Here is a 22071-nt window from a genome sequence, read left to right as displayed (position 1 = left end):
TTCCGGTTCTGATTAGCTACTATTGCATTCTCACACTTTTAAATCAATATTCCCACCCAAGTGTGGCTGAGCTGTGTGTTGAATGGCAGCTACATCGTTTGAACTCATCAACTTTTGAACAGTCTCGCCCTGCTGTTCTGCATTCCCCATTGCCATCTTCATAACTGACATCGAGGCTCGTTGCTGGATTTGTCCTTGACTCAATGCCATTGACATTAATGCGATATCCATGGAAAAATCACCTTTCTCCTTCTAATGGACAACAGTGTATAACTGATTTTCTAAAAAATAAACCTCACTTTTTAATTCTTTTAATCGACTATTCAATCGCTCAATTTCTATTTCAGTAAGTTCATGTTCAAGAGTGGATTGGGCGATCTTTTTCATTTCATTAAGCTTCATTTCTATAACTTCTAAAATACGATCTTGTTTTTTACACCATTCAAGCTGTTGTTCAAGAAACTGCTTATGTTCCTGCTTTTCTTTATCCATTCGTCCCTCCTGTCAAACAGCTCTATATGCAAGATACACTTGAATGTCTTGAGCCTTTCCCTTTTCATAACTAAAATTAAAGAAGAAGTTATAAAACTCCTTGTGGTTGTTGATTGGCTTGCTTCGCCGCTATGTCTTTAAATAAAATTAAAAAATACATTTTTCTAGGAATCAAATAGATATTGCCCTCACATCCTTACCTGATTCCCCTCTAGCAATGCTTCCATCGTTTTAAGGACAATTTTAGCATCATGATTGAGTAACTGTTCTACATCAGGTCTCTGAATAAGCTCAATAGAGTCCTTTAATGTTCTTTTTAACATGGATATATCAAAATCCGAGCAAAATAGATTAATGTTATTAATTTTCAACTTATCTGAACGAGTTAGAGGTGGATAATCCTTATTAGTCTGCTCGTTTAAAATAAGTTTTACTAATACTTTTGCATTTTCATTTAGCAACTTATAGTATACTGATTCAGAAAGTTTTATGATGTTAAACACTATTAATCTTCTGCTTCTATAAAATCTAAATCCTCACAATTTTTATTTATTCTAAATATAAGTGTTCTTATATTCGTTACCATACGAATCACCTTACTTTAAATTTTGGCTCTACTTTTGGAGTAACTCAATATGGAGTAACAAAATCCATACATTCTATCAAAAAGAGACCCTAGCATAACTAGAGTCCCTTCCATATAATTTAAAATTAACGAAGAAGTTGTAGAACTCCTTGTGGTTGTTGGTTGGCCTGAGCCAACATTGCTTGTGCTGCTTGAGAAAGTATAGAATTCTTAGTTTGTGCCATCATTTCTTTCGCCATCGTGCGAACATTTGCTTTCACAAATGACCAGACTATATCTTCACCTTCTAGCAATCTAGTAAGGGTCGGGCACTTCGGATTCACAATGCTGATGGACATTGTTTCACCTACGGATTTCATCATCATAGCATTTGCCTTAGATGGTCTATCCTAGTCGTTGAACCTTCTCCACTCTTTCGAGACAGGAGCTTGGCTGCTGATTACCCATATCTTTTCTTTTTTCAAACCATCACGCTTGTCGTTTCCAACTACGTTGTGGTAAGAAAAGCTCTGTAGGGTTTTCCAGCAATTCACCCGATTATAATCACTAGCCGTTACCAGCTAGGACGACTGTGCTTGTGACTGCTTATGCAGCTAAAGCATAATCTACGTCACGGATACGAGATTCCGCAGCAGTTAGGTTTTCAGAGGATGTGTTCAAGTTATTAATAGTGTGTTCCAAACGGTTTTGAACAGCACCTAGTTTACCACGCTCAGATGATACATTTTTTATTGCCTTATCTAAAGTTTCAAGGGCATTTGAAGCCCCAGCTTGTGTAGATACATCTACACCAGAGATTCCAAGTGCTGCAGAACGCATATCGTTGACACCAAAAGTAATTGTTTGTCCTTTATTCGCACCAATTTGGAATGTCATTCCACCATTACCTGAAGCATCGGTTTGTGCTTGAGTCAATCCTAAGTCTGCTACTGCAGTTTGACCAGCTCTGTCCTTTAATTCAACAGGGCCACTTTCACTATTAATTAATAGTCGACCGTCATCAGTGGCCTTAACTGTTACATCTTTAATCCAACCTTCATCTCCATCTGCTTTTCCAGTAGTACCATTGTAAGCTGCAATTGAAGCATTAATTGCTGCTGCTAAATCGTCAGCTAAGTCGTCCATAGTTGTCGGAGTAGCAGGATCTGCAGCAGGAAGTGTTACTTCCATTAAAGTTCCATTCACATATAGGTCTGCTGTTTCAGTTCCAGCCAATGCAGTACCGTTATAATTACTTTCACCAGCTGCACCAGTCGCTCCACCAGTCATAGCAGTTAAGACACCTGCAGAACCAGCTTCTACGATAGATTTAGTACCTTTAGAACCACTTTCTACTACTAAATTATCACTTGCATCAACATATGCTTTAACGTGTTCAACATTTTTTCCAGATGCATCAATTGCTTCATTAATTTTGTTTTGAATCAACTCTGCAGCTGCCTTTTTAGAATCTGCATCTGTATCCGCATTTTTAAGAACTGCCTTTTCACTAGAGGAAAGATCCTGCCAGTTAACATCGATATCAGTTCCATCGACATTAATAGTTTCTTTTACAAAATCGCTGTTATCAGCAGCCGCATTTGCTAATGCACCCGAAATGCTACCTTCGCTTAATTTTGAAATAGCAGCACCAGTAGTAGTATTTTGCCCTACAGAAGCACCACCAGCTGATTTCAAGTTACCATTTAATAACTTTTGCGTATTGAACTCTGTAGTATTACCAATACGATCAATTTCTTCTTTTAACTGAGTTACCTCATCTTGAATCGCTTTACGGTCATCAGCTGTGTTTGTTCCGTTTGCTGATTGATCGGCAAGTTCTCGAACACGTTGAAGGATTGAGTGTGTTTCATTCAATGCACCTTCAGCAGTTTGAATCATAGAAATCAATTATGTTATCGCAGCGGCGTTTAATCCACTGCCTCTTTATGTTTCCATAAAGTTCAGGTCATATCTTCATCCCAAAGGATGCCCCGCGCTCGTGGGTGGGTTATCGGTACGGTTCCTCACCACCTGACCGTCACACCTTCCTAACTACTAGTTACCGATTCATTAGGCTTGGCTCGGTATTGCCTTCCATCCACCCTAGAAAGGTTGGTTCAGGGTTCCACCGAATTCACGAAGTTTTCATCTAAGCATTACTGCTTAGAGCGGCATTTCTAGTCTACCGTCTTGAGCGTTTGCTGAAGCTTGTTCTAACCCACGTACTTGTGCTCGCATTTTTTCAGAAATTGCTAGTCCTGCTGCATCATCTCCAGCGCGATTAATACGCAGTCCTGAAGACAACTTTTCCATTGATTTTGTTTGACCAGTTGATGCAGCATTCAACTGACGATACGTATTCAACGCTGCAATATTATGATTAATTCTCATTTCCTTTTCCTCCCTGACTTTTCATCCCACATCCATGTGGTTAATTGTCAGCTAAATAACTTCCAAAGTCGGCCGCCTTTTGGTTATTTAGCCTTACAATTAGTTTATCGGCCTATATGGAGTTATTTTTAGGGAGGTTAGAAAAATTTTTTATTTGTAATCTTGAATAAAGGCACTGAGGTTTTTCAATACATTCACCTCTGTTTTGAGAGCCTCGTTGTTTTCTGTTTGAATGGCAAGATAGATTTCTTTGCGATGAATCTCGATATTTTTTGGGGCATTGATACCGAGTTTGATTTGCTCACCATCAATCGCTAGAATAGTTAATTCAATTTCGTCACCGATCATGATCGATTCTTTTAGCTTACGTGTTAGGACTAGCATTATTTAACCCCCTGTTCTACAGAAGGCTGAATGATTAAATGTTTGGTTGTATATAAACTTTGATTAATGATATATTGCTTTGCCTTTTTATTTGCTTGATTTAGAATGATCGGTGCCTGCAAATTTGCAGTGGTTTTATTGAATGGTTCTTGCACGGTTAAAATGACAAAAACAGCAAGGTCTTGATCTGATCTGAAATTCAATCCTGCAAGAAGCTCATCAGGCAAGTCAAATTCATAATCAGGAAAAATTTGAAACGGCTCCATAATAATAAAAGCTACTTCTGTTGTTTGAATCGACTGCATGACGTAAAAAGGAGTATCCGTCATTGGCAGAATGCAAAATTCCTTCTCATGCAGAAATCCCGGTATACCACTTTCAAAATGAATGATATCTTCTGCTGCTATTTCTTGCTTACCATGAAATTTTGTTTGGATGATCATTTGCTCACACCTTCATTCTCAATATCGTTTGGAAATAAATTGGTAAAATCAATTTCGAGAGTATTTTTCGCCAGGATATCCAGTCTGACTTTTCCCGGTGTATAGTTATGGATTGGTTTTTGGATTTCCGCATCTGTTATCGGTTTTTGCGGTTTAACGGTAATATTCACTTGAGCTGGATCATATTGCATTTTGACACTGAAATGAGAGGGAATCCAGCCAATATTGAATTGCTTCTCGGGCAGTCTGCTATTTTCTTTTGCATGAGCAACAACGGGATTGCCCTTTTTATGAATCTGCATCAGATCTCTCCCCTGCCTCGCTCTCCTTGCCAAGCCCTTTAACCAATCCTGATACCCATCCTGTGCAAACTCTTGAACCCTTTGGCGATCTGTTTTTAAACCGACATCGGCACGCGCCTGCGATGAGTCTACATGCAGCTGTCCTGGGATTGTTTCAATTTCCAGAATCGCTGCCGGCTGTTCAATATGCTGAATCGCTTTCGGCTGCTGGATTTCTTGGACTGGTTTATCAATGGTTAAGCCTGTTTTAATAAAAGTGGTTTTGAGTCTGATTTGCGGCAGATTCATTTCCGTTCACCTCAGTTCAAAATGAATTAAGAATCCTTTTTTTAAAAGAAAAGGCTATCACGAAAGATAGCCAGATACATAGTTATTTATTCATTAAACATTATCTTAAAAAGTCAACAAGCGAAGGCTGGATAATTCTTGAGCCAATGCTAAGGGCCGCTGAATGGACACTTTCCTGGGCTGTGAATTCTACAATCGCCTTTTCGATATCGATATCCTCATTGTTGGAAAGGATTTCTTTCGAAAATACCTCCTGTGAAGCCAGGCGAGTTTCCATCATTTCCACCCTGTTTTGCTTCGCACCAATGACGGAACGGGCGGCCAAAAATTTATTAATCGTATCATCAATAGCAGCTAAGTGATCACCAATATTGTTGTCATTATTCATCAAGCTGTCATATAAGTCCTGCATAGAGGCATTTGCATTTTCAAACAATGGCTTTCCATCGACATTGGCTGGCATCGTGATCCCCGAGAATACTTCGAACCTCACTTCACCTGTAGAAAAACCATTCTCAGACGGACGCAGATTGGTGTTTTTGCCATTAAAGATATATTTATCGCCGATTTGAGTATCGCCGATATCGCGAATCTGATCCTGTATTTGTTGAATCTCCTGGGCAATGGCTTCTCGCTGATCTCCATCATAAGTGCCGTTGCTCGCTTGCACGGTTAGCTCCCGGGCACGCTGCAGGACATTCACGGCATGGTTCAACGCATCATCGGTACTGTTTACCCAGTTATTCACTTCACCAATATTTCGGGTGTACTGCTCAATTTTATTCACATCACTGCGGTAATTCATCCCCATCATCGCGGCAACAGGATCGTCAGATGGTTTGGTGAATTTTTTCTGCGTTGAGATTTGATCCTGGAGTTTGCCTAGTCTGCTGTAGCTGTTGCTGAGATTTTTCAACATATTATTGGATAACATCGATTGTGTTACACGCATCGTGATTCACCTCCTATCTGCCTCCGGTACCAAGGCCGTTTACTACTTTATCAAGCATTTCATCCATGACCGTGATCATTCGTGCTGATGAGTTGTAGGCCTGCTGGAATTTAATCATATTGGTCATTTCTTCATCGAGTGAAACGGAACTAGTTGACTGCCGGTTTGTTTCAACTGACGTAGCTAATGTAATCGAGTTCTTTAAATCCTTTTGTGCACTTTGTGAGTCGACACCGAGGCTGCCGATGATTCCGGAATAATAGGAGACAAGGCTGCCGTTTAATCCCGCAGGTGCGGCTGTTGTATAATTTGTAAAATCCTTTTCCAATACATCTGCAAGTTGTTTTGCATTTTCATTGTCGCCGGATGAGCCTCCTGCTGTATAAGCCGCGGCAATTAAATCTGAATTATTAATGATGTCTTTATTTACCGTAATGGTTTGCGCTGGATTATTCGCGTCAAACTCAAAGAAGTCCCTGCCGGATGGTGTATTTTCTCCAAGGGCATAGCCGCTTTGATGAATGGCATTAAATTCATTCGCAAAAGCTTTTGTTATATTATTTAATTTATCTAGCATATCCGGAAAAATTCCCTTTACCTGCCCGCCAGTTTCATAACCAAAGCTCTCAATTAAGCCAGCCAGTTCACCGGAAAAGCTGTTATCCGTGATGATGCTGCCGCCAATGTTCACTTCTTTAATAGGACCGCTGCTATCAGCTGGATTTATTGTCAGCGTATTGATCCCTTTCATTCCATCTGCTTTTGTAACGGACACTAAGTTGATGGGCGGATTGTAAGAAGTGCCATTCTTTTGGACCAATTCAACATTATAAAGACCTTCGGCAATATCCGATGCTTTGCCGTATTGGTTTGGTTTAACAGCTGTGACTTTAATATTTACCAACCCGGAGAGCTCGTCCACCAGCACATCCCGCTCATCATAAAGATCATTGGGAACATAGCCATGCGGTTCGACATCGGCAATATTTCTGTTGAGGTGATCAATTTTTCCAATCAGGGCATTGACTTCATCGACTTTGATTCCGACTTGATCGCCGATATCACTTTGGACTTGAGTTAACGTATTGTAATAGTAATTAATCGTTTCCGCGACCATCTGTCCTCTGGCCGCGACGACGTCACGGGCGCCGGAGTTTTCTGTCTGTGTCGTTAAATCCTGGAGGGCGTTCCAGAATTGGTCTAATGTATTCTGCAAACCGCTTTCTGTCGGCTCGTTCATAATGCCTTCCATTTTCTGCAGTGATTCAGCTTTCGCACCATAGTAGCCGACTTTGTTGTTTTCACCGCGGTATTGGACATCGAGAAAGCTTTCGCGAATCCGCTGCACCGTTCCGCCTTCAACCCCTGTCCCCATTTGCCCGGGAAGGGCCGGGCTGTTGACGCCGACCGATGGATATGGACTTGTTTGCTGAAAATTGACCCGCTGCCTTGAATAGCCTGGTGTGTTGGCGTTAGCCACGTTATGTCCTGTTGTATATAAAGCACTCTGCTGGGTGAACAAGCCGCGGCGGGCTGTTTCTAACCCCATAAAGGATGAACGCATTTTTTTTCCTCCGTTCGGTTGTTACGCTTTCGAATTAAACATTCCCGGTGCCGGGTTGTTTGGTGTTTTCTTTGTCGGCGGGGCATAGTTAATCGCTGCCGGCTGCGGACGCAAAAGATTCAGTGAAAAATGAACAAATTGCAGTGAGTTATGCAGCATCTGCTGGTTTAAATAGTTTTGTTCCTTCAAATCGGCCAGCCGTGATGCCAGCTTATCCGCTGATGCCAGCAAGCTCTCGTGCTCGCTGCCGCTTACTTTTTCCAGGCAATCGGAAACCGTTGGCTGTTCTTTTTCCGGGCAAATCTGCTGCGCTGCTTTTTGCCGTGCTTCTTCTAATTTATTTATCGCATACATATGCTTATTTTCTTCTTTCATGATGCCGTTCAGGGATTCGATGTCCCCGTTTTTAATGACTTCTGTTTTCTTCACGGCAATTTCATACAAACTGCTGTGAAGTTTGTCCAGTTTTTCTAGTGTTTCCATTAAAAGAGTCGCTGACATGTGATCCCTCCCTCTGCTGTTTTTTCAAACTGTGCTGTTATTTTTCCGTATAGAAATCAATCATACTCTTAGCTACTTGCTCTGGATTGACTTTGTATGTGCCGTTTTGCACCTGCAGTTTGAGCTGCTCGACTCTTTCCTGACGGGAAGCCGAATATTGCGACAGCTGGTGCATTTCTTTAGCTGTTGCGGAGATTTCGACTTTGTCAGCGCCTGCTTTTGCTGAGCTTTTGGCATTCTCCATGCTGTTCATTTGCCGTTTATACGGATTGATGCCGGAGGGGCCGAAATTATTAATCTTCACTGCCGATCACTTCCTTTACTTTTAAGGATCTATGTTATGATTATCGTCCTTGTATCTAGTCTTATTATCGGCAGTGCGATTTATTATTTAAACTTTATTTTTTGCAGTAAAAAACAAAGAAACCCGATCCAACCGGGACCAGATTCCTGTAACTAGTATGATAGTATTGTGTTTTCTTTTGAAAAAAAGGAACATAAGCCTAATATTCTCTTTTCCTCAAGCCATTTGTTAAGTATGTTCCGCGTTTTTCTCTTTCTTCTAGTTCTTTTTTACGTTTTTCTTCTTTATTAAAAAATTCGAGATCTTTGCGCAGTTCATCGGCACAGTCGTCACACAGCTTCCCTTTTTTGATCAGGGTTCCGCATTTTTCACATGGATAGCCCAGGTTTGGAAATGTAGCTATCTTTAAGCGCCCGGTGCGAATAAATTTGAGGAGCAAGTCTTCATCAATCCCTGTTTCCTCGATGACGCGTGGAATGGTTGCCGCCCGATTTTCACGGACTCGCAAAAATTTATATACAAGATCAAACTGTTTTTCTTCCTCTTTATAACAAGCATCACAAACATCGCGGAATTTATTTTTCACATAAATCGAACCGCAGTTTGGACAATCGACTAAATCCGGCATTGCTGCGCACCCCTTTTTTATTACGAGTTAATTACTATTATAATAGAAATCCGGATTCGTGGGTATTTTTTCTCATTATAATTTGATTTTCGTTTTTACAAGGAACAGGATTTACAGACAAATTATGCTTTTATTCATAATATTATTTCTAAAAAAGCAACTATTATCATGTTTGATTTTCAAGATTCATGATAAAATTATACTACGTTATTTACTATTATAAAGGACGATACATATGAGCTATAAAGGCCGCTTCATCACGTTTTTTATCGTTTTGATTATAAACTTATGCTATATGGCTTTTTATTATATAAGGGATGGCCATGTAAGCTGGTTTGAATTTTTGGGATTACCTGCAATGCTGCTCCTTGCCTGGTATTTTGGCAAGCAGTATGATTTGTCGCAGTATTATTTGAAAAAGTATTTGCAGCAGCAGAAGGAGCTTGAGGCGAGTTACGTTGAACTGCAGCAGAGCAAGAATGAATTATTAAGTCTTTTTGAAAATAGCAATGCTTTTCTTTGGTCGGTTGATTTAGCGACGCGGGAGGTAATCGTATCAAAAGGGATTGAAAACATGGTTGGTTGTATACAGGAAGACTTTCATAATTATTTTGAATTTTGGGCATCATTTTTTTATCCTGATGATATGGATATTGTTGAACATCAATATAATGAATTACTTTCAGCGAAGCCTTCCCGCTGTCAGATAAGAATCTTTACAAATAATGGTGAAGTGAAGTGGGTGGAAATCCATGGGAATCCTTTGCTTGATTCCTCCGGCAAAGTAGTAAAGCTTACAGGTGTCGCCTATGATATTACGGAGCGGAAACAGTTGGAAGATCAAATGAAACATATCGCCTATCACGACCACCTGACCGGTCTGCCAAATCGATATTTGCTAAATGACTATTTGCAGCGGTACCTTGCTTTTTGTAAAAGAAATAACACCAATCTGGCCGTCATGTTTCTCGATTTAGACAATTTTAAAATGATCAATGATCGATTTGGACACGATGTCGGTGATGCTTTATTGCAGCAGGCAGGAAAAAGATTAACCGACAGTGTCCGCGAAGAAGACGTATCCGCGCGTTTAGGCGGTGATGAATTCATCATTCTTTTAAACGACGTTGACAAAGAGCAGGCGAAGGGAATAGCTGAAAGATTAATTATGGCATTTAACAAGCCATTTCTGATCAATGATCAAACATGCACGATTTCCACGAGCATTGGAATTAGCCTTTATCCTCAGGATACCCAAGACGGTGAATTACTGATTCAGCTTGCAGATACAGCGATGTATTCGGCCAAAAAGCTTGGCAAGAATATGTACTGTTTTTATCAGGATGCATTAGACAGTGAAAGTGCGTTATAGTCATAGGAAAATTTATTTTATCCCCTTGCGATTGTTAAAGACGACACGGATGCCGCACCATTTGTCTTTAACAGCTTGGCGGCGTGATGGAGTGTTGACCCGGTTGTGTAAATGTCGTCAAATAGCATAATTTGTTTACCCGCCAGAGTGGTATTTGCCCGCAGTTGAAAAACCTGCGGCACATGAATCCGCTCTGTGCGGGATTTTTTTGATTGTTTTTCCGTATGAATTCTCGTGAGGATGTTGAGCGGCTGGAGACCCGCTTCACGGATAATCGCTTCCGCTTGATTGAAGCCGCGCTCCTGCAGCCTTTCTGGGCTTAATGGGATCGGGACGAGCAGGTCAGCTTGCTGGTTTTTGAGCTTTTGCTCGATCCACTCGGAGAAAATCGCGGCGAGAATGTAATCGCCGCGGAATTTGTAACGGGCGATAACTTCCTGGAGAAAATCGTTGTAGTGGAATAAGGAGTGATTTTGCTGCAGGCAGCCCTGCCACTGGGGATCCTCCTCCCAGCGGATACAGTCGTTGCAGGTTTGCTCGTGGATAAAGCGCGGGTCTAATAGACTGAGAGGCCGGTTGCAAATTTTACACGTTGGTCCTTCAATGGGCTGCAATTTCCCTTTGCAAGTCGGGCAGATGGTTTGTTTCTTTTCTTCGGAGATAAGGAAGGTCCAGCCTAGAATAGGGCTGATTTCTGTATGGCAGATGAGGCAGTAGTCGGTCATTGGGGTTCGTCCTTTCTATTTAAGATTAACCAGGGTCAGAGGAATGTGGCTGGCTTTTTATTCATCTATGTAAATAAATCTGGGCGTGGAAATAGATTTGCTTTCCCCGCTCAAATTCCTCTCGTGGGCTTCGCCTTATTGATAAACATTTCTTTCAAATTGATACTCTTCTCCTTTCTCCTCAATTGATTTTTTCCATTGAAACAAAAAACATTTCCGGGACCCTTACCTTTGATAAACATTCAGAACAGATGATTCGAAAATATGGAGATAGTGGAGAAGAAGGCTTTTCTAATCCTATACTGCAAGCAGAACGACATGTTATTCAACTCAGAAACTGGCTGCATAAACATAAATTCCCTGCTATTCCTATTGAATACCTCGTAACAATCACACTGCCGCAAACCATCTTGAAATCAAATCATATCGATATTTTTAAAAAAGTAATCCATACTGAGCAAGTCATAAACAGAGTTCAAGCCATTGATAAACTTTATCGAACTGACGTGATCGATGAGAAAATGATACGTAAACTCAGCAGAACTTTAATAAAAGAAGATACATCTGCCTCAAGCGACATTCTTAAATCATGGGATATTTCCCCAACGGAAATAATCCCGGGTGTTGAATGCCCCTTCTGCCACACCATTCCGATGACAAGAATTCATGGCGCTTGGTACTGTCCAATCTGTAAAGGAGTTTCGAAAGATGCCCATATTCAAGCAATACAGGATTATTTCCTACTGTTGGGAGAAACAATGACGAATAAACAATGCAGGGAGTTTCTGCTGATTACTTCAAGAAGAACAGCAGAGCAACTATTAAATTCTATGAATTTAACTAGAGAGGGAGTTACGAAAGGAATTGTTTATCGAATGAAGTATTAATAAGGATGGGTAGCCCCCTCTTTTAATCTATAATTACTCTAATAAGTGCGAAAAACAGTAGTTTTGGTGCAATTATTTTATTTTTGGTGCAAATATGCTGGGATTTGGTGCAATAAATAAAAATCAGGTGCAATTCCTCTATATTTTGGTGCGATTATCAATTTTTCAAGGGAACAAGCCCTGATTTTAGGGCTTGCCCCCCTTCTTTGTGATGTTTTTTTAAATTAATCATCAATCAATCCCTTTTCCCTCGCTTCTTTATTCATGGCGAGGATTTGTTTTCGGGCTTTGACCATCGCTTCTGTTTTTCCGTGATGGAAAAAGGTGATGTCGCCGGATGGATAGTCAGGGCTGCGGCCGACGCGGCCGGCGATTTGGACGAGGGCACTTTCAGTGAAGATTCGATCCTCTGCGCCGAGAACGGCGACATCAAGATTGGGGAAGGTAACGCCCCGTTCTAGAATCGTTGTCGTTAAGAGAATCGGGATTTCTTTGTTGCGCATCGCTTGGACTTTTTCTTTACGCTGCGGATCTTCAGCATGAACGGACTCTATCTTGGGATGGATCTTTTTCATAATAGGGAGCAGCCTTTCCATTAATTCAATCCGCGGGAAAAAGAGCAGGACCTGCTTTTCTGCGCTGATGCGCTGTTTCAGCCATGTGAGGACGTTTGGCGGGAGGCTGCCTTTGTACAGCCCCTTCCTCCAGTTACCGCACCAGACAAACCGGGGCACCGGCAGGGAATGGCGGTGAAAACGGGCCGGGATGGTGACGAAGTTTCTTTTTCCTAAACGGCATTCCTTTTGCAGTGCGGCATTGGGCGTTGCTGTTAAGAAAATCAGCGCGGACACCGGTTTACGAGCCTGCTCTACCGCGTATTGCAAGGTTTCCTCTGCGGAAAATGGGAAAGCATCGACTTCGTCGACAATGATGGTGTCAAAGGCTTGAAAGAACCGGAGCAGCTGGTGCGTCGTGGAAATCGTGAGTGGTGCGTAGAGATGACGGTCTTTGCTGCCGCCGTATAACACCGCGACGGTGATAGTCGGAAATACCTTTTGCAGACGGGGCGCGAGTTCCAGGACGACGTCCGTTCGCGGTGTGGCGATACAGACGCGCTTTCCTTCCATTAGTGCAGCGTTAATGCCTTGAAAAAGCACCTCTGTTTTTCCTGCGCCGCAAACGGCCCAAACGAGGAGTGACTGTGTTTGGCAAACAGCCTCAACGACCCGTTCGGATGCGTGCTGCTGACCGGATGACAAGGTCCCGCTCCATTGCAGCAAAGAATCTCCCTTGCTTGTATGAGAGAGTTTACTTGTTGGCGGCGAATCTTGGAGTGGCAAATGGTTATTTTTTGCATGAAAATTATCACTTATATTCGCGAGGATTTGCTGAATTTCTAATGGTGGCATCTCATTCGCTTCGCTAGGATTTGACTCCAGTTTACTCATGGCGTCAGGATCTGGTCCAGTCCAACTGACTAATGGACTGCAGGCACTGACCCTTCCCATCATAATACATTTACGGCAATAAGTGCAGGTTTCACCACAGCGGGCACACGGGAAACTGGCGAAAAGACGGCTTTCCTGATTTCCGCAGCGGATGCATTTTGCCTTGTTGTTCTCCATGATAATTCCCTTTCGATAGATGAGAAAACCATTTTCATAATGGGATTGAATCGCCTCGATTGGAAACGGAAGGTCCTCGAGCAGGAGTTGTTTGCCGGTAAGCATAAATTGTAACGCTTCATCGAACTGGAAATCGCTATTAAAAGCGGGCTGGGGCGGTATTTCAATTTGGGAAATGGGAAGAGTATTATCCGCGGACGAGAGCAAGACTTCTGGAATCAATTTTCCTTGAGTATGAGCAAAACGCATTGGATCACCTCATCATTAGTCATATTGTGGATAATTTTCAATATTCACATATGGTTATCCTCAATCGGTGGATAAATTTCAGAATATTGTGGATAGTTTTAGGTTAGGGCGGTTAAATTTCTATTTTACCTTATTGCCCTTGTGGATAAATGTCAGTTTTGTTCACGAATCAGTGTTTTCGACGGGGCTCACTGTTTCATGTACGGCCGGCTGTCAGGCCAAACCCGGCAGCCTTATTTAGTTTGCGGCTCTTTCTTTTTGTTGCGGGATCATTCAGTTTGTAGGAAATAGGTGGTTTTTTAAGAACGTGATATGAATGGAGGCAGCCCGTATTAGAAAGTTGGCTGCTTTCCAATCAATTCGAGCTGCAGGTCGCTTAATGGGTAGGTTTGGCAGAGGAATACATGTCCGTTCTTTTTTTCTTCTTCTGATAAAGCCTTAGCTGCGGCATCCGTCAATTTATATTGCCCTTTAACAACTCTCATTTTACATATTCCGCAGCCGCCGCCATTGCAGCCGTACGGGATTTTTGCCGTTTGGATCTTTGCTGCTTCCACTATCGATATAGTTTCCGTGCATATGAAACTTTCATTTTTATAAGTTATTGTAAACATTTCTATCAGCTTCTTTCTATCTTCACATTCTTCATTTTGTCTATATTTAAGGCTCAGTTAAAGTTCAGAGTTGATAATAGCCTTATGTGTATGGCGTGAACGACTTTTCTTTGGTACAAAGAACGCACAGAGGAACTTCGACTAAATACCGCCACGTCCTGTGGCGAACGTCGAAGTCAGCACATCCTATGCAAGTCCATGCACATAAGGCGGTTTATGAATCAACAACAAGATTTAACAAAGCCATATTTAAAAGGATCGGAGTACTTTTCATTAGTTATCCACAAAAAAGGTTAGTTTTCCATTTTATTAACACATTACTAACAAAATCCAGATATTTATCCACTAATATGGATAAGTTACTCACAGTTTCCAGCAGGTTATCCACTAATTTTATTCACTTATCCACATTTTGGGGTTTGAGTAATATTTTTTCGAGGTTTTGTACAGTTTATATCGTGGAGAAGTTTTCGTAAAGGGTCTGGATATTTGCGTGCAAAATTCAAAAAAAGACCGTCGTTGAGTAACAGAAATCACATACGAAATGGATCTTTTCTGGTATTGTTGAATATACCTGATCGATGTCTCTCTTGTGTGACAGCCCTTACTTATTGACGGTCTGTGGATCATTATCTTACTTCTACCCAGCCTTTTTTGATCGCTACGACTACAGCTTGAGTACGATCGTTCACGTTCATTTTTTGCAGGATGTTACTTACGTGGTTTTTAACTGTTTTTTCACTGATAAATAATGCGTCACCGATGGCGCGGTTGCTTTTTCCATCTGCTAACAGCTGAAGAACTTCGCATTCACGGCGTGTTAACAAATGCAGCGGCCGGCGGATTTCCATTTGGCGCAGGAATTGATTTCCTGAACCTTCCTCTGAAGCCAAACGACGGTATTCTTTAACCAGATTATGTGTTACTTTCGGATGCAGGTAAGAACCTCCATCAGCAACCACTTTGATCGCTTCAATCAGGGCATCAGCATCCATTTCTTTCAGCATATAGCCGCTGGCACCTGTTTTTAATGCATGTGTTACATAGTTCTCATCATCGTGAATCGAAAGGATAATGACCTTTGAATCAGGGAAGTTTTCGATTAATTGCTGTGTTGCTTCAATTCCGTTCACATTTGGCATATTTATATCCATCAACACAACATTTGGGTGGTGCTTTTCCACTAATTCCATTGCTTCCGTTCCATCACTGCCTTCAGCCACGACTTCAAAGGATTTCTCGAACTCTAAAATTCGCTTAACCCCTTCTCTGAATAGTTGGTGATCATCTATTATGACGATTCTAGTACTCAATTACTCCGCCTCCCATGTCCGTTCCTTACTATTATTTTACATCTACTGCTATTTTACCACTTACTTTATGTAAATACATGAAATCATTCTGATAATTCCTAAAAATGTTGATAATAGATACATGTCAAAAGCTCTATTAAACTAGTTGCAAACACAGTATGGAAAAGAAAATTAATAAATATGATTAGAATGATACCATTTATAAAGCAGGGGCAAGTTTTTATAACCATACGGATGATGTTCTTTATTGCCTAGAGTTTAGATATGGATAAGTCATTATAGCGGGCTGTTCACGCTAAAAGTCCGTCTAGCGGCCGTTCAGTATGAACACATTCCAGATTAGGCGGCGCTTTCAACCTATCAAGCTTTTCCCCGGGATGCAAATACTGCTGTTTATTTTTATAAGATGCCGAGCAGCCCTTCCTGAGACTCCCGGTGCTCAAGACTCAGAAGGCTCTCTGCCCAGCAGTTGCTTGAAACCATATTTATGCAAAATTTTTATACGTTTAATCCTTTAGCGGTACTTTAATCGTGACAGTCGTTCCTTTGCCAATTTCAGAATCGATCGTCAATTCTCCATCTAAAAGGTCTACCCTTTCTCTCATGCCGATTAATCCGAAAGAGGATTCTTTCCTCGTTTCTTTGTCAAAGCCTTTGCCGTCGTCTTGAATGATGATGGTGATCTTGTCTTTGTAGTTTTCCAATTTCACCAGCACTTCATTAGCTTCGGCGTGCTTCATCGCATTTTGTACAGATTCTTGAATTAAACGGAAGAAAGAAACTTCATATTTTGCCGGTAGTCGCCTTTCCTCTCCGAGACAAACAAGCTGGATACGAGAGGTGTTGAAGTAATCCTCTGTTGTCTGCATATATTTTCTCAGAGCCGGAACAAGACCTAAATCATCGAGTGCCATCGGGCGGAGGTCATAAATAATATGACGAACTTCGTACAGCGCATCACGAACCATTTTCTTCACATTGCGGATTTCTGCCATGGCTTCGTCTGCACCGCGCTCACGGAATATTTTTTCAATCAAATCAGAACGCAGCATCACGTTGGCCATCATCTGCGCCGGTCCATCATGAATTTCCCGTGAAAGACGTCTTCGTTCTTCCTCCTGTGCTTCGATAATTTTGATACTGAAATGCTGCTTTAGATTGGCGTCCTCTAATACTTCACCGATTTTTTGTAAATCGCTTTGCAAATAATTCATGACAACGCTGATTTGCGAGACTAAGTTGTCAGCACGGTCAATCGTTTCATGCAGACCGACAAGCCTTCTTTCAAGCTCATCACGGCGAATCCGCAGCTGTTTTTCCTTTTGCCGATTCATGCTTAAGGTCGTTTGAATATTGTTGGCATGTTCATAAACCTTTCTTACTTCATCCTCGGAAAATTCGTTAAAGCAACGGCTTACATCTGAGAGCCGTTTCCGAGAAGCTCTTGCCATCTTATCCAGCTTGTCGCCTTCTTCAATGATTTTGAGAACGGTCAGCTTAACCTCTTTGAGTTCATTTGCTAAAGTGTCATAGTCTTTGCGGCAGGTCTCCCCAATTTGGTATATTTCTGTTTTACTGTGTTCGACCGTATCAATCATTTTTTCCAGAATGGCATCGAGTGCTTTCGTATCAAATTTTTTTACTTTCATATCTATATCCCCCAAAAGACAAATGAGCCTTTGACATCCCTCATTTATTGTATCTTGAAAAGGAGAATTTTGTATGAAAATAACGAAAAAGAGTGAAAAAATCGTTAAATAGGCTCATGATTATTATATCACTAATAGGTTGTATATCCCATGCGGAATTTCTCTCACCTAAGAATTATTAATACTTTTATACTATTGAATATTTTATCCTATAATTACGTCCAATTATACCACTCCAATGAGCCATTTATATTAAAATTTTATTACAATCTCTATATTTGGAATCAGAGTATTGTAAAAATATTTGCAAGATATGGGATTTGGGATGCAACCTGATGGGTTTGTTTTTCTATAGAAAAAGTAATGTACCTATGGATGAATACCTATATTAACCATGATAATACGAGTAAGTTTTTTGTCGAATCCCATTCGGCCGGCTTCCCCCTTTTCAGCCATTTCCTTTATAATGGAAGGTGTGATCAGGTAACGAAACGAATATATATACATATTTGAATTAGAGAAAGGATCGGTTAGATGTTATCCCGTTATTATACAGTTAGCCTTAAAGGCGAACATGAAATTGTTATTCAAAAATCCCGCTTTATCGCTCATGTAGCGCGGGTCGAAACAGAGGCAGCAGCACAGAATTTTATTGTGGAAATAAAGAAGCAGTATTGGAATGCGACTCATAATTGCTCCGCATATTTAATTGGCGAGCATGACCAGATTCAAAAGGCCAATGACGACGGAGAGCCGAGCGGAACAGCCGGCGTGCCGATTCTCGAGGTGTTGAAGAAAAAGGGGCTGAAGGATACGGTCGTCGTGGTAACGCGCTATTTCGGCGGGATTAAGCTTGGAGCAGGCGGTCTCATCCGCGCCTACGGAAAAGCAACTTCTGAGGGAATTGAGGCAACAGGTGTCGTGCTGCGGAAGCTGATGCAGGTGGTATCGACGAAAATTGATTATACCTGGCTCGGCAAAATGGAAAATGAACTGCGGTCCTCTGTCTATACGATTAAAGAGATTCAGTATCTCGATAATGTGGTGATTGATACATATGTCGAAGAGGGAGATGTTGCGGCCTTTACGGATTGGGTGATCGAGCTGACGAATGGCCAGGCAGAGATACGTGAGGGCGAAGTGCTTTATATGGAGGAATTGGTATAGGGAGAGGCGGTTGCGTGCCTCTCCTTTTTGTATTGGGTCGATGCCAGACGTCCGCTGTAATAACCGTCCCCGTGTTTCCCTATGGATACAGGATTGATAAACTGTATTGTTCTCCGATTAACAGGTCGTATACCAGAAGCTTGTAGTCATCTAATAACTCTTCTCGTTTTCCACTTAATTCTGTAATAAATTCTTGGGCGCTGTCTATTCTTAGATTGGATTTAAGCCCTGGAATTTCGATCATTAGTTCATCCAGTAAATTGTAGAACGCAGGCTTTTTGAAGCCAAGGTAATCATAAACAATTGTTGCCAAATAGTTGGGACTGATGCTGCCTAAATCCTTTTGCCCTTTGGCAAAATTAGAATAGATCAGCAATGGTGTTTCGGAATATTTTCTCGTCATCATAAGCTTATCCTCGGTCTCGTATCCTGCTTCCTTGTAAATGGCTTGATCCGCCCCAAGGATGGGCATATGATCTCCCCAAAAGACGACAATGGTCGGTTCATCCAGTCCTTCTAGCCGGTCTACCAAGAGCTTTAATGCTTCATCTGACCTGCGGATGCCCTCTGTATAGACTTCCAGCGTCTCGATGGATTCTTCGCTCAAGCCCGCAATTTTGATCTTATTTTCCTTGTAAGCACCTGGATTATAAGGCATATGGTTCTGCATGGAAACAGCATGAATAAATAACGGTTCATCGGTCTTTTTGATCTGATCCAAAATTTCAAGACTAAGCGACTCATCCGTTATCACTCCACCCGGCGTCCGTTCTTGAAACGACATTGTTTTTTCATCAATAAACTCATCAATGCCAAAGGTGTTATAGACCTGATCTCGTTTATAAAACACCCGATTATAAGGATGGATTGCCAGCGTCCGATATCCTTCCCATTCTAGATTACTAGCGATGGTTGGAATGAAGGATTGTTTTGTGACCGCCTCCTGATACGGAATGGAACCTATTTTTAAAAAGGAAGTCGAGAACCCGGTTAAGGCTTCAAATTCCACATTAGCCGTTGCCCCGCCAAAGACGGGTGACAACAAGGCCCCTGAAGGGTGTTCATTCATCAAAGAACGAAGTGAAATGAGTGGGTCTGCACTAAATTCCGCATCCAGCTTGGTCGGGTCCCAGAAAGATTCACTCATCAAATAGATGATATTCGGTTTTTGTCCGCTTTCCTCCCTTGCTTCATTGCTGGAAACCTTTACATATTTCTCCGCTATTTTCAAAACAGATTCCTTTGAATAAGTTCCAGGTTTCTCAAGAATATCGCTATGAATATTCGATAAAAATCCGAAAAGAAAACCGTTTACCTCATAGTTCTCAATTTGATTCCATTTTACGATTTCCACATGACTGCGTTGCACAAGGGTATTCATAAAGGTTTTGGGAAAGTTTGTATACGAATACAGCAACGTAATCACGACAGCAAAGGTGATTCCCCTCATCCACAGCGCCATTTTCAGTTTTGGCAGATAACGGGAAAGAAACCCCATGCCAATAAACAACAGAAGAATTACGAATATTTGCCCGACCGAGATATATTCCTTGATCATCGGAATAACATCTTTCATCGCCTTCATTTGCTTGTAATCATTAAAATAAAGAGGTTCAGTCCTTATGTTAAGCTTGTTGTAATGGATAAAACCAATCGCCAGCAGCAGAAACGACGTAATCAGAGAACTAAAATAGAGATTTCCCAATAACACATAGGCAAGCAAAAAGATAAATAAAATATAGAGAACACCAGCCATATAAATACTGAAATTACTTATAATCCATTCCGATGTCATTATTGGATCCTTTAGCATCTGAAAGTATTGAAAATAATAATTGACAATCATGGATGCAGCAAATGAAGAAATAAAAATAAAGAGGTATTTGAATCCTATTAATACCTTGGGGTGATGCTGCTCAAGTGATGCAAACAATTTTAATTGTATCTTTATCGTGGAAAACAATAGGAAAAAAATGATGATAAGATAGACGGTCATTTTCTTTGTATCTTCCTGCATCCAATAGATGAAGTTATCGATACTAAAACGATTTCGAAATAATTTAATCGTAAACAATAATGCAAAAGCAAAGATCCCATTCCATGCAGCCAAACTAATGAGCCGGTTAATCTTCAGTCTTTTCATAAACCTAAACATCTCCGAAAGTAATAATCTAGCAGTAACATTTACAAAAATTTAAAGTAAGTAACCTGCATATTTAATTTACATTAGTATATCATAGCTGCGAAATTGGTCGCCCGCAAAAGCAAATGTTCATTAAATTGCCATACCTTTTCAAGAACTTTACAATTTGAATCATTTCATTATTAAAAAAGAAAGACAGAGCCCATTTTCATAAAAATGGTGAAATGCTTCATCAAGGCAATTTTCTGTCAACCAAAAAAAAGGTCTGTCCCGCAAGACGATTAACGCCTTATAGGACAGACCTTTTTAATTTAGCGGTTTTTAACGGTTGAGTACCGGATACCCCTGACTATTTTTAGCAATGGATTATAGTTCTTGCCGACGAGACCGATTTTTTCTGCAAAGATTTCAATTACGATTAACAGTACGACAATTAACGCAACGGAACCAAGTGTTTTGGCTTGTGAGAAGATGATTGCTGCTAAGCCAAAGAAAGCGGCCATTGCATAAATGATTAATACTGTTTGACGATGGGTAAATCCTAATCTTAATAAGCAATGATGCAAATGTGATTTATCTGGTGCCGATAGCGGCTTTTTGTTCACAATACGGCGCAAGATGGCAAAGAATGTGTCGGAGATTGGCACTCCAAGAATGATGATTGGGATGATAAACGAGATAAGGGTAACGTTTTTGAACCCAAGCAGCGAAAACACGGCAATCATAAATCCCAAGAACAAGGCCCCTGTGTCTCCCATGAAGATCTTGGCCGGATGGAAATTGTAGAACAAAAATCCAACTGTACTTGCTAAAAGAATCGCTCCCATTACAACAACAAATGGATTTCCGAACAGAATAGCCATTCCGGAAATGGTGATGATTGCAATCGATGATACACCTGCAGCCAAACCATCGAGACCGTCAATCAAGTTAATCGCATTTGTGATTCCGACAATCCACAAAAAGGTAATTGGAACACTAAAGAATCCAAACTCTATTCGATTATTAACAAACGGTAAATTGATAAACTCCACCTGTATTCCGCCATAGAAAATAACAATGGAAGCTGCCAGCAGCTGACCAAACATTTTCATTTTCGGTGAGATTTCAAACATGTCATCAAGGACACCCGTAATGATGATAATGCCGCTCCCAATCATAATGGCTTTCAGAGCATTAGGCAGTAAGAACGGTGATACTGGATGGTAAATGAAAACACCGATAACGAAACTTATATAAATGGCTAAGCCCCCAAGACGAGGCATAATTTTTTGATGAACTTTTCTTTGGTTCGGCTTGTCAGTTGCGCCGATTACAAATGCTAATTTTTTCACAACAGGAGTAATAAGGATAGAACTGATGAGACATATTAACATCGTTAAGTAAATCATGAATATCCTCCCTTAATTGTATCTTGCCCATTCTATGTAAAATGAAACAGGCAAAATCCACTAACCCAAGATCCCTAATTATTCTCTAAATATAACTAGATTTTTCCATATGCATATAC

Annotated in this window: 22 protein-coding genes and 2 pseudogenes; 3 read left to right on the top strand and 21 right to left on the bottom strand. The window is 40.9% G+C overall.

The features are described from left to right. Positions 1-30: 30 nt before the first annotated feature. The 14 genes and pseudogenes from HNR53_RS19255 to HNR53_RS19190 all read right to left on the bottom strand — a co-directional run bounded on the left by HNR53_RS19255 (position 31) and on the right by HNR53_RS19190 (position 8817). Positions 31-231, bottom strand: coding sequence for a YjfB family protein (locus tag HNR53_RS19255; protein ID WP_184529103.1), 201 nt, complete (start codon positions 229-231; stop codon positions 31-33). 21 nt (positions 232-252) lie between these two features. After that, on the bottom strand, positions 253-492 hold the full coding sequence (locus HNR53_RS19250) for a hypothetical protein (protein ID WP_184529101.1): 240 nt from the start codon (positions 490-492) through the stop codon (positions 253-255). Between the two features lie 188 nt (positions 493-680). Next, on the bottom strand, positions 681-995 hold the full coding sequence (locus HNR53_RS19245; RefSeq protein WP_246439694.1) for a hypothetical protein: 315 nt from the start codon (positions 993-995) through the stop codon (positions 681-683). Positions 996-1203: 208 nt separating this feature from the next. Then, positions 1204-1317 (bottom strand): annotated as a pseudogene (locus HNR53_RS23590) (flagellin); the annotation flags it as partial. Positions 1318-1663: 346 nt separating this feature from the next. After that, positions 1664-2959 (bottom strand): flagellin N-terminal helical domain-containing protein, encoded by a 1296-nt coding sequence (locus HNR53_RS23515; RefSeq protein WP_184529136.1) that lies wholly within the window; start codon positions 2957-2959, stop codon positions 1664-1666. Between the two features lie 285 nt (positions 2960-3244). Next, a pseudogene (locus HNR53_RS19230) lies at positions 3245-3451 on the bottom strand (flagellin N-terminal helical domain-containing protein); the annotation flags it as partial. Positions 3452-3601: 150 nt separating this feature from the next. Further along, entirely contained in the window at positions 3602-3835 is a 234-nt protein-coding gene (gene csrA, locus HNR53_RS19225; RefSeq protein ID WP_184529095.1) for a carbon storage regulator CsrA, read from the bottom strand. Further along, positions 3835-4278, bottom strand: a complete 444-nt coding sequence (fliW, locus tag HNR53_RS19220) for a flagellar assembly protein FliW (RefSeq protein WP_184529093.1) — start codon at positions 4276-4278, stop codon at positions 3835-3837. The genes csrA and fliW overlap by 1 nt, the downstream gene beginning before the upstream one ends. Continuing rightward, positions 4275-4868, bottom strand: coding sequence for a DUF6470 family protein (locus HNR53_RS19215; protein WP_184529090.1), 594 nt, complete (start codon positions 4866-4868; stop codon positions 4275-4277). The genes fliW and HNR53_RS19215 overlap by 4 nt, the downstream gene beginning before the upstream one ends. A gap of 100 nt (positions 4869-4968) precedes the next feature. Continuing rightward, complete coding sequence (gene flgL / locus HNR53_RS19210) at positions 4969-5820, bottom strand: flagellar hook-associated protein FlgL (RefSeq protein ID WP_184529088.1); 852 nt, start codon at positions 5818-5820, stop codon at positions 4969-4971. 13 nt (positions 5821-5833) lie between these two features. Continuing rightward, the gene (gene flgK / locus HNR53_RS19205) at positions 5834-7384 is read right to left on the bottom strand and encodes a flagellar hook-associated protein FlgK (RefSeq protein ID WP_184529086.1); all 1551 of its coding nucleotides are present in this window, start codon (positions 7382-7384) and stop codon (positions 5834-5836) included. A gap of 21 nt (positions 7385-7405) precedes the next feature. After that, positions 7406-7885 (bottom strand): flagellar protein FlgN, encoded by a 480-nt coding sequence (locus tag HNR53_RS19200; protein ID WP_184529084.1) that lies wholly within the window; start codon positions 7883-7885, stop codon positions 7406-7408. A gap of 37 nt (positions 7886-7922) precedes the next feature. After that, positions 7923-8189, bottom strand: coding sequence for a flagellar biosynthesis anti-sigma factor FlgM (gene flgM, locus HNR53_RS19195; protein WP_184529082.1), 267 nt, complete (start codon positions 8187-8189; stop codon positions 7923-7925). A gap of 199 nt (positions 8190-8388) precedes the next feature. Further along, positions 8389-8817, bottom strand: coding sequence for a TIGR03826 family flagellar region protein (locus HNR53_RS19190; protein WP_184529080.1), 429 nt, complete (start codon positions 8815-8817; stop codon positions 8389-8391). Between the two features lie 235 nt (positions 8818-9052). On the opposite strand from HNR53_RS19190, the gene HNR53_RS19185 reads away from it, so the two are divergent. Then, on the top strand, positions 9053-10189 hold the full coding sequence (locus HNR53_RS19185) for a sensor domain-containing diguanylate cyclase (RefSeq protein ID WP_184529078.1): 1137 nt from the start codon (positions 9053-9055) through the stop codon (positions 10187-10189). A 17-nt stretch (positions 10190-10206) separates the two neighbouring features. On the opposite strand, the gene HNR53_RS19180 is transcribed toward HNR53_RS19185, so the two are convergent. Then, positions 10207-10914 (bottom strand): ComFC family protein, encoded by a 708-nt coding sequence (locus HNR53_RS19180; RefSeq protein WP_184529076.1) that lies wholly within the window; start codon positions 10912-10914, stop codon positions 10207-10209. 95 nt (positions 10915-11009) lie between these two features. Here HNR53_RS19180 and HNR53_RS19175 point away from each other — a divergent pair, with 95 nt between their 5' ends. Then, a complete protein-coding gene (locus HNR53_RS19175; protein ID WP_184529134.1) occupies positions 11010-11801 on the top strand; it encodes an NERD domain-containing protein in 792 nt (263 codons plus the stop codon). Between the two features lie 224 nt (positions 11802-12025). On the opposite strand, the gene HNR53_RS19170 is transcribed toward HNR53_RS19175, so the two are convergent. From HNR53_RS19170 to HNR53_RS19155, 4 genes are all read right to left on the bottom strand, one after another. Continuing rightward, on the bottom strand, positions 12026-13531 hold the full coding sequence (locus HNR53_RS19170; protein ID WP_246439692.1) for an ATP-dependent helicase ComFA: 1506 nt from the start codon (positions 13529-13531) through the stop codon (positions 12026-12028). Positions 13532-14007: 476 nt separating this feature from the next. Then, the gene (locus tag HNR53_RS19165; protein ID WP_184529072.1) at positions 14008-14289 is read right to left on the bottom strand and encodes a 2Fe-2S iron-sulfur cluster-binding protein; all 282 of its coding nucleotides are present in this window, start codon (positions 14287-14289) and stop codon (positions 14008-14010) included. A gap of 629 nt (positions 14290-14918) precedes the next feature. Further along, complete coding sequence (locus tag HNR53_RS19160) at positions 14919-15602, bottom strand: response regulator (RefSeq protein WP_184529070.1); 684 nt, start codon at positions 15600-15602, stop codon at positions 14919-14921. A gap of 506 nt (positions 15603-16108) precedes the next feature. Continuing rightward, complete coding sequence (locus HNR53_RS19155; protein ID WP_184529068.1) at positions 16109-17251, bottom strand: sensor histidine kinase; 1143 nt, start codon at positions 17249-17251, stop codon at positions 16109-16111. A 534-nt stretch (positions 17252-17785) separates the two neighbouring features. Here HNR53_RS19155 and HNR53_RS19150 point away from each other — a divergent pair. Then, positions 17786-18418 carry a YigZ family protein gene (locus HNR53_RS19150; protein ID WP_184529066.1) on the top strand — a complete coding sequence of 211 codons (633 nt, stop codon included), beginning with the start codon at positions 17786-17788 and terminating at the stop codon, positions 18416-18418. A gap of 79 nt (positions 18419-18497) precedes the next feature. Here the strand turns inward: HNR53_RS19150 and HNR53_RS19145 are convergent, their stop codons facing one another. Together HNR53_RS19145 and HNR53_RS19140 are read right to left on the bottom strand one after the other, a co-directional pair. Continuing rightward, positions 18498-20561 (bottom strand): LTA synthase family protein, encoded by a 2064-nt coding sequence (locus tag HNR53_RS19145; protein ID WP_184529064.1) that lies wholly within the window; start codon positions 20559-20561, stop codon positions 18498-18500. A 311-nt stretch (positions 20562-20872) separates the two neighbouring features. Then, a complete protein-coding gene (locus HNR53_RS19140; RefSeq protein WP_184529062.1) occupies positions 20873-21952 on the bottom strand; it encodes a glycosyltransferase family 4 protein in 1080 nt (359 codons plus the stop codon). Positions 21953-22071 lie beyond the last annotated feature (119 nt).

This window comes from Bacillus benzoevorans (genome assembly GCF_014207535.1).
GTDB classification, from domain to species: Bacteria; Bacillota; Bacilli; order Bacillales; family Cytobacillaceae; genus Bacillus_BD; species Bacillus_BD benzoevorans.
The sequence above is the reverse complement of the archived record's forward strand: the minus strand, read 5'-3'. Positions and strand labels throughout refer to the sequence as shown.

Bases quoted from the DNA above. Each gene is read 5' to 3' on its own strand.
- HNR53_RS19250 (WP_184529101.1), bottom strand. From the start codon at position 492: ATGGATAAAGAAAAGCAGGAACATAAGCAGTTTCTTGAACAACAGCTT.
- flgL (WP_184529088.1), bottom strand. From the start codon at position 5,820: ATGCGTGTAACACAATCGATGTTATCCAATAATATGTTGAAAAATCTC.
- HNR53_RS19185 (WP_184529078.1), top strand. From the start codon at position 9,053: ATGAGCTATAAAGGCCGCTTCATCACGTTTTTTATCGTTTTGATTATA.
- HNR53_RS19150 (WP_184529066.1), top strand. From the start codon at position 17,786: ATGTTATCCCGTTATTATACAGTTAGCCTTAAAGGCGAACATGAAATT.
- HNR53_RS19190 (WP_184529080.1), bottom strand. From the start codon at position 8,817: ATGCCGGATTTAGTCGATTGTCCAAACTGCGGTTCGATTTATGTGAAA.
- HNR53_RS19170 (WP_246439692.1), bottom strand. From the start codon at position 13,531: ATGCTTACCGGCAAACAACTCCTGCTCGAGGACCTTCCGTTTCCAATC.
- csrA (WP_184529095.1), bottom strand. From the start codon at position 3,835: ATGCTAGTCCTAACACGTAAGCTAAAAGAATCGATCATGATCGGTGAC.
- HNR53_RS19200 (WP_184529084.1), bottom strand. From the start codon at position 7,885: ATGTCAGCGACTCTTTTAATGGAAACACTAGAAAAACTGGACAAACTT.
- HNR53_RS19180 (WP_184529076.1), bottom strand. From the start codon at position 10,914: ATGACCGACTACTGCCTCATCTGCCATACAGAAATCAGCCCTATTCTA.
- HNR53_RS19155 (WP_184529068.1), bottom strand. From the start codon at position 17,251: ATGAAAGTAAAAAAATTTGATACGAAAGCACTCGATGCCATTCTGGAA.
- HNR53_RS19165 (WP_184529072.1), bottom strand. From the start codon at position 14,289: ATGTTTACAATAACTTATAAAAATGAAAGTTTCATATGCACGGAAACT.
- fliW (WP_184529093.1), bottom strand. From the start codon at position 4,278: ATGATCATCCAAACAAAATTTCATGGTAAGCAAGAAATAGCAGCAGAA.
- HNR53_RS19145 (WP_184529064.1), bottom strand. From the start codon at position 20,561: ATGAAAAGACTGAAGATTAACCGGCTCATTAGTTTGGCTGCATGGAAT.
- HNR53_RS19140 (WP_184529062.1), bottom strand. From the start codon at position 21,952: ATGATTTACTTAACGATGTTAATATGTCTCATCAGTTCTATCCTTATT.
- HNR53_RS19255 (WP_184529103.1), bottom strand. From the start codon at position 231: ATGGATATCGCATTAATGTCAATGGCATTGAGTCAAGGACAAATCCAG.
- flgK (WP_184529086.1), bottom strand. From the start codon at position 7,384: ATGCGTTCATCCTTTATGGGGTTAGAAACAGCCCGCCGCGGCTTGTTC.
- HNR53_RS23515 (WP_184529136.1), bottom strand. From the start codon at position 2,959: ATGATTCAAACTGCTGAAGGTGCATTGAATGAAACACACTCAATCCTT.
- HNR53_RS19215 (WP_184529090.1), bottom strand. From the start codon at position 4,868: ATGAATCTGCCGCAAATCAGACTCAAAACCACTTTTATTAAAACAGGC.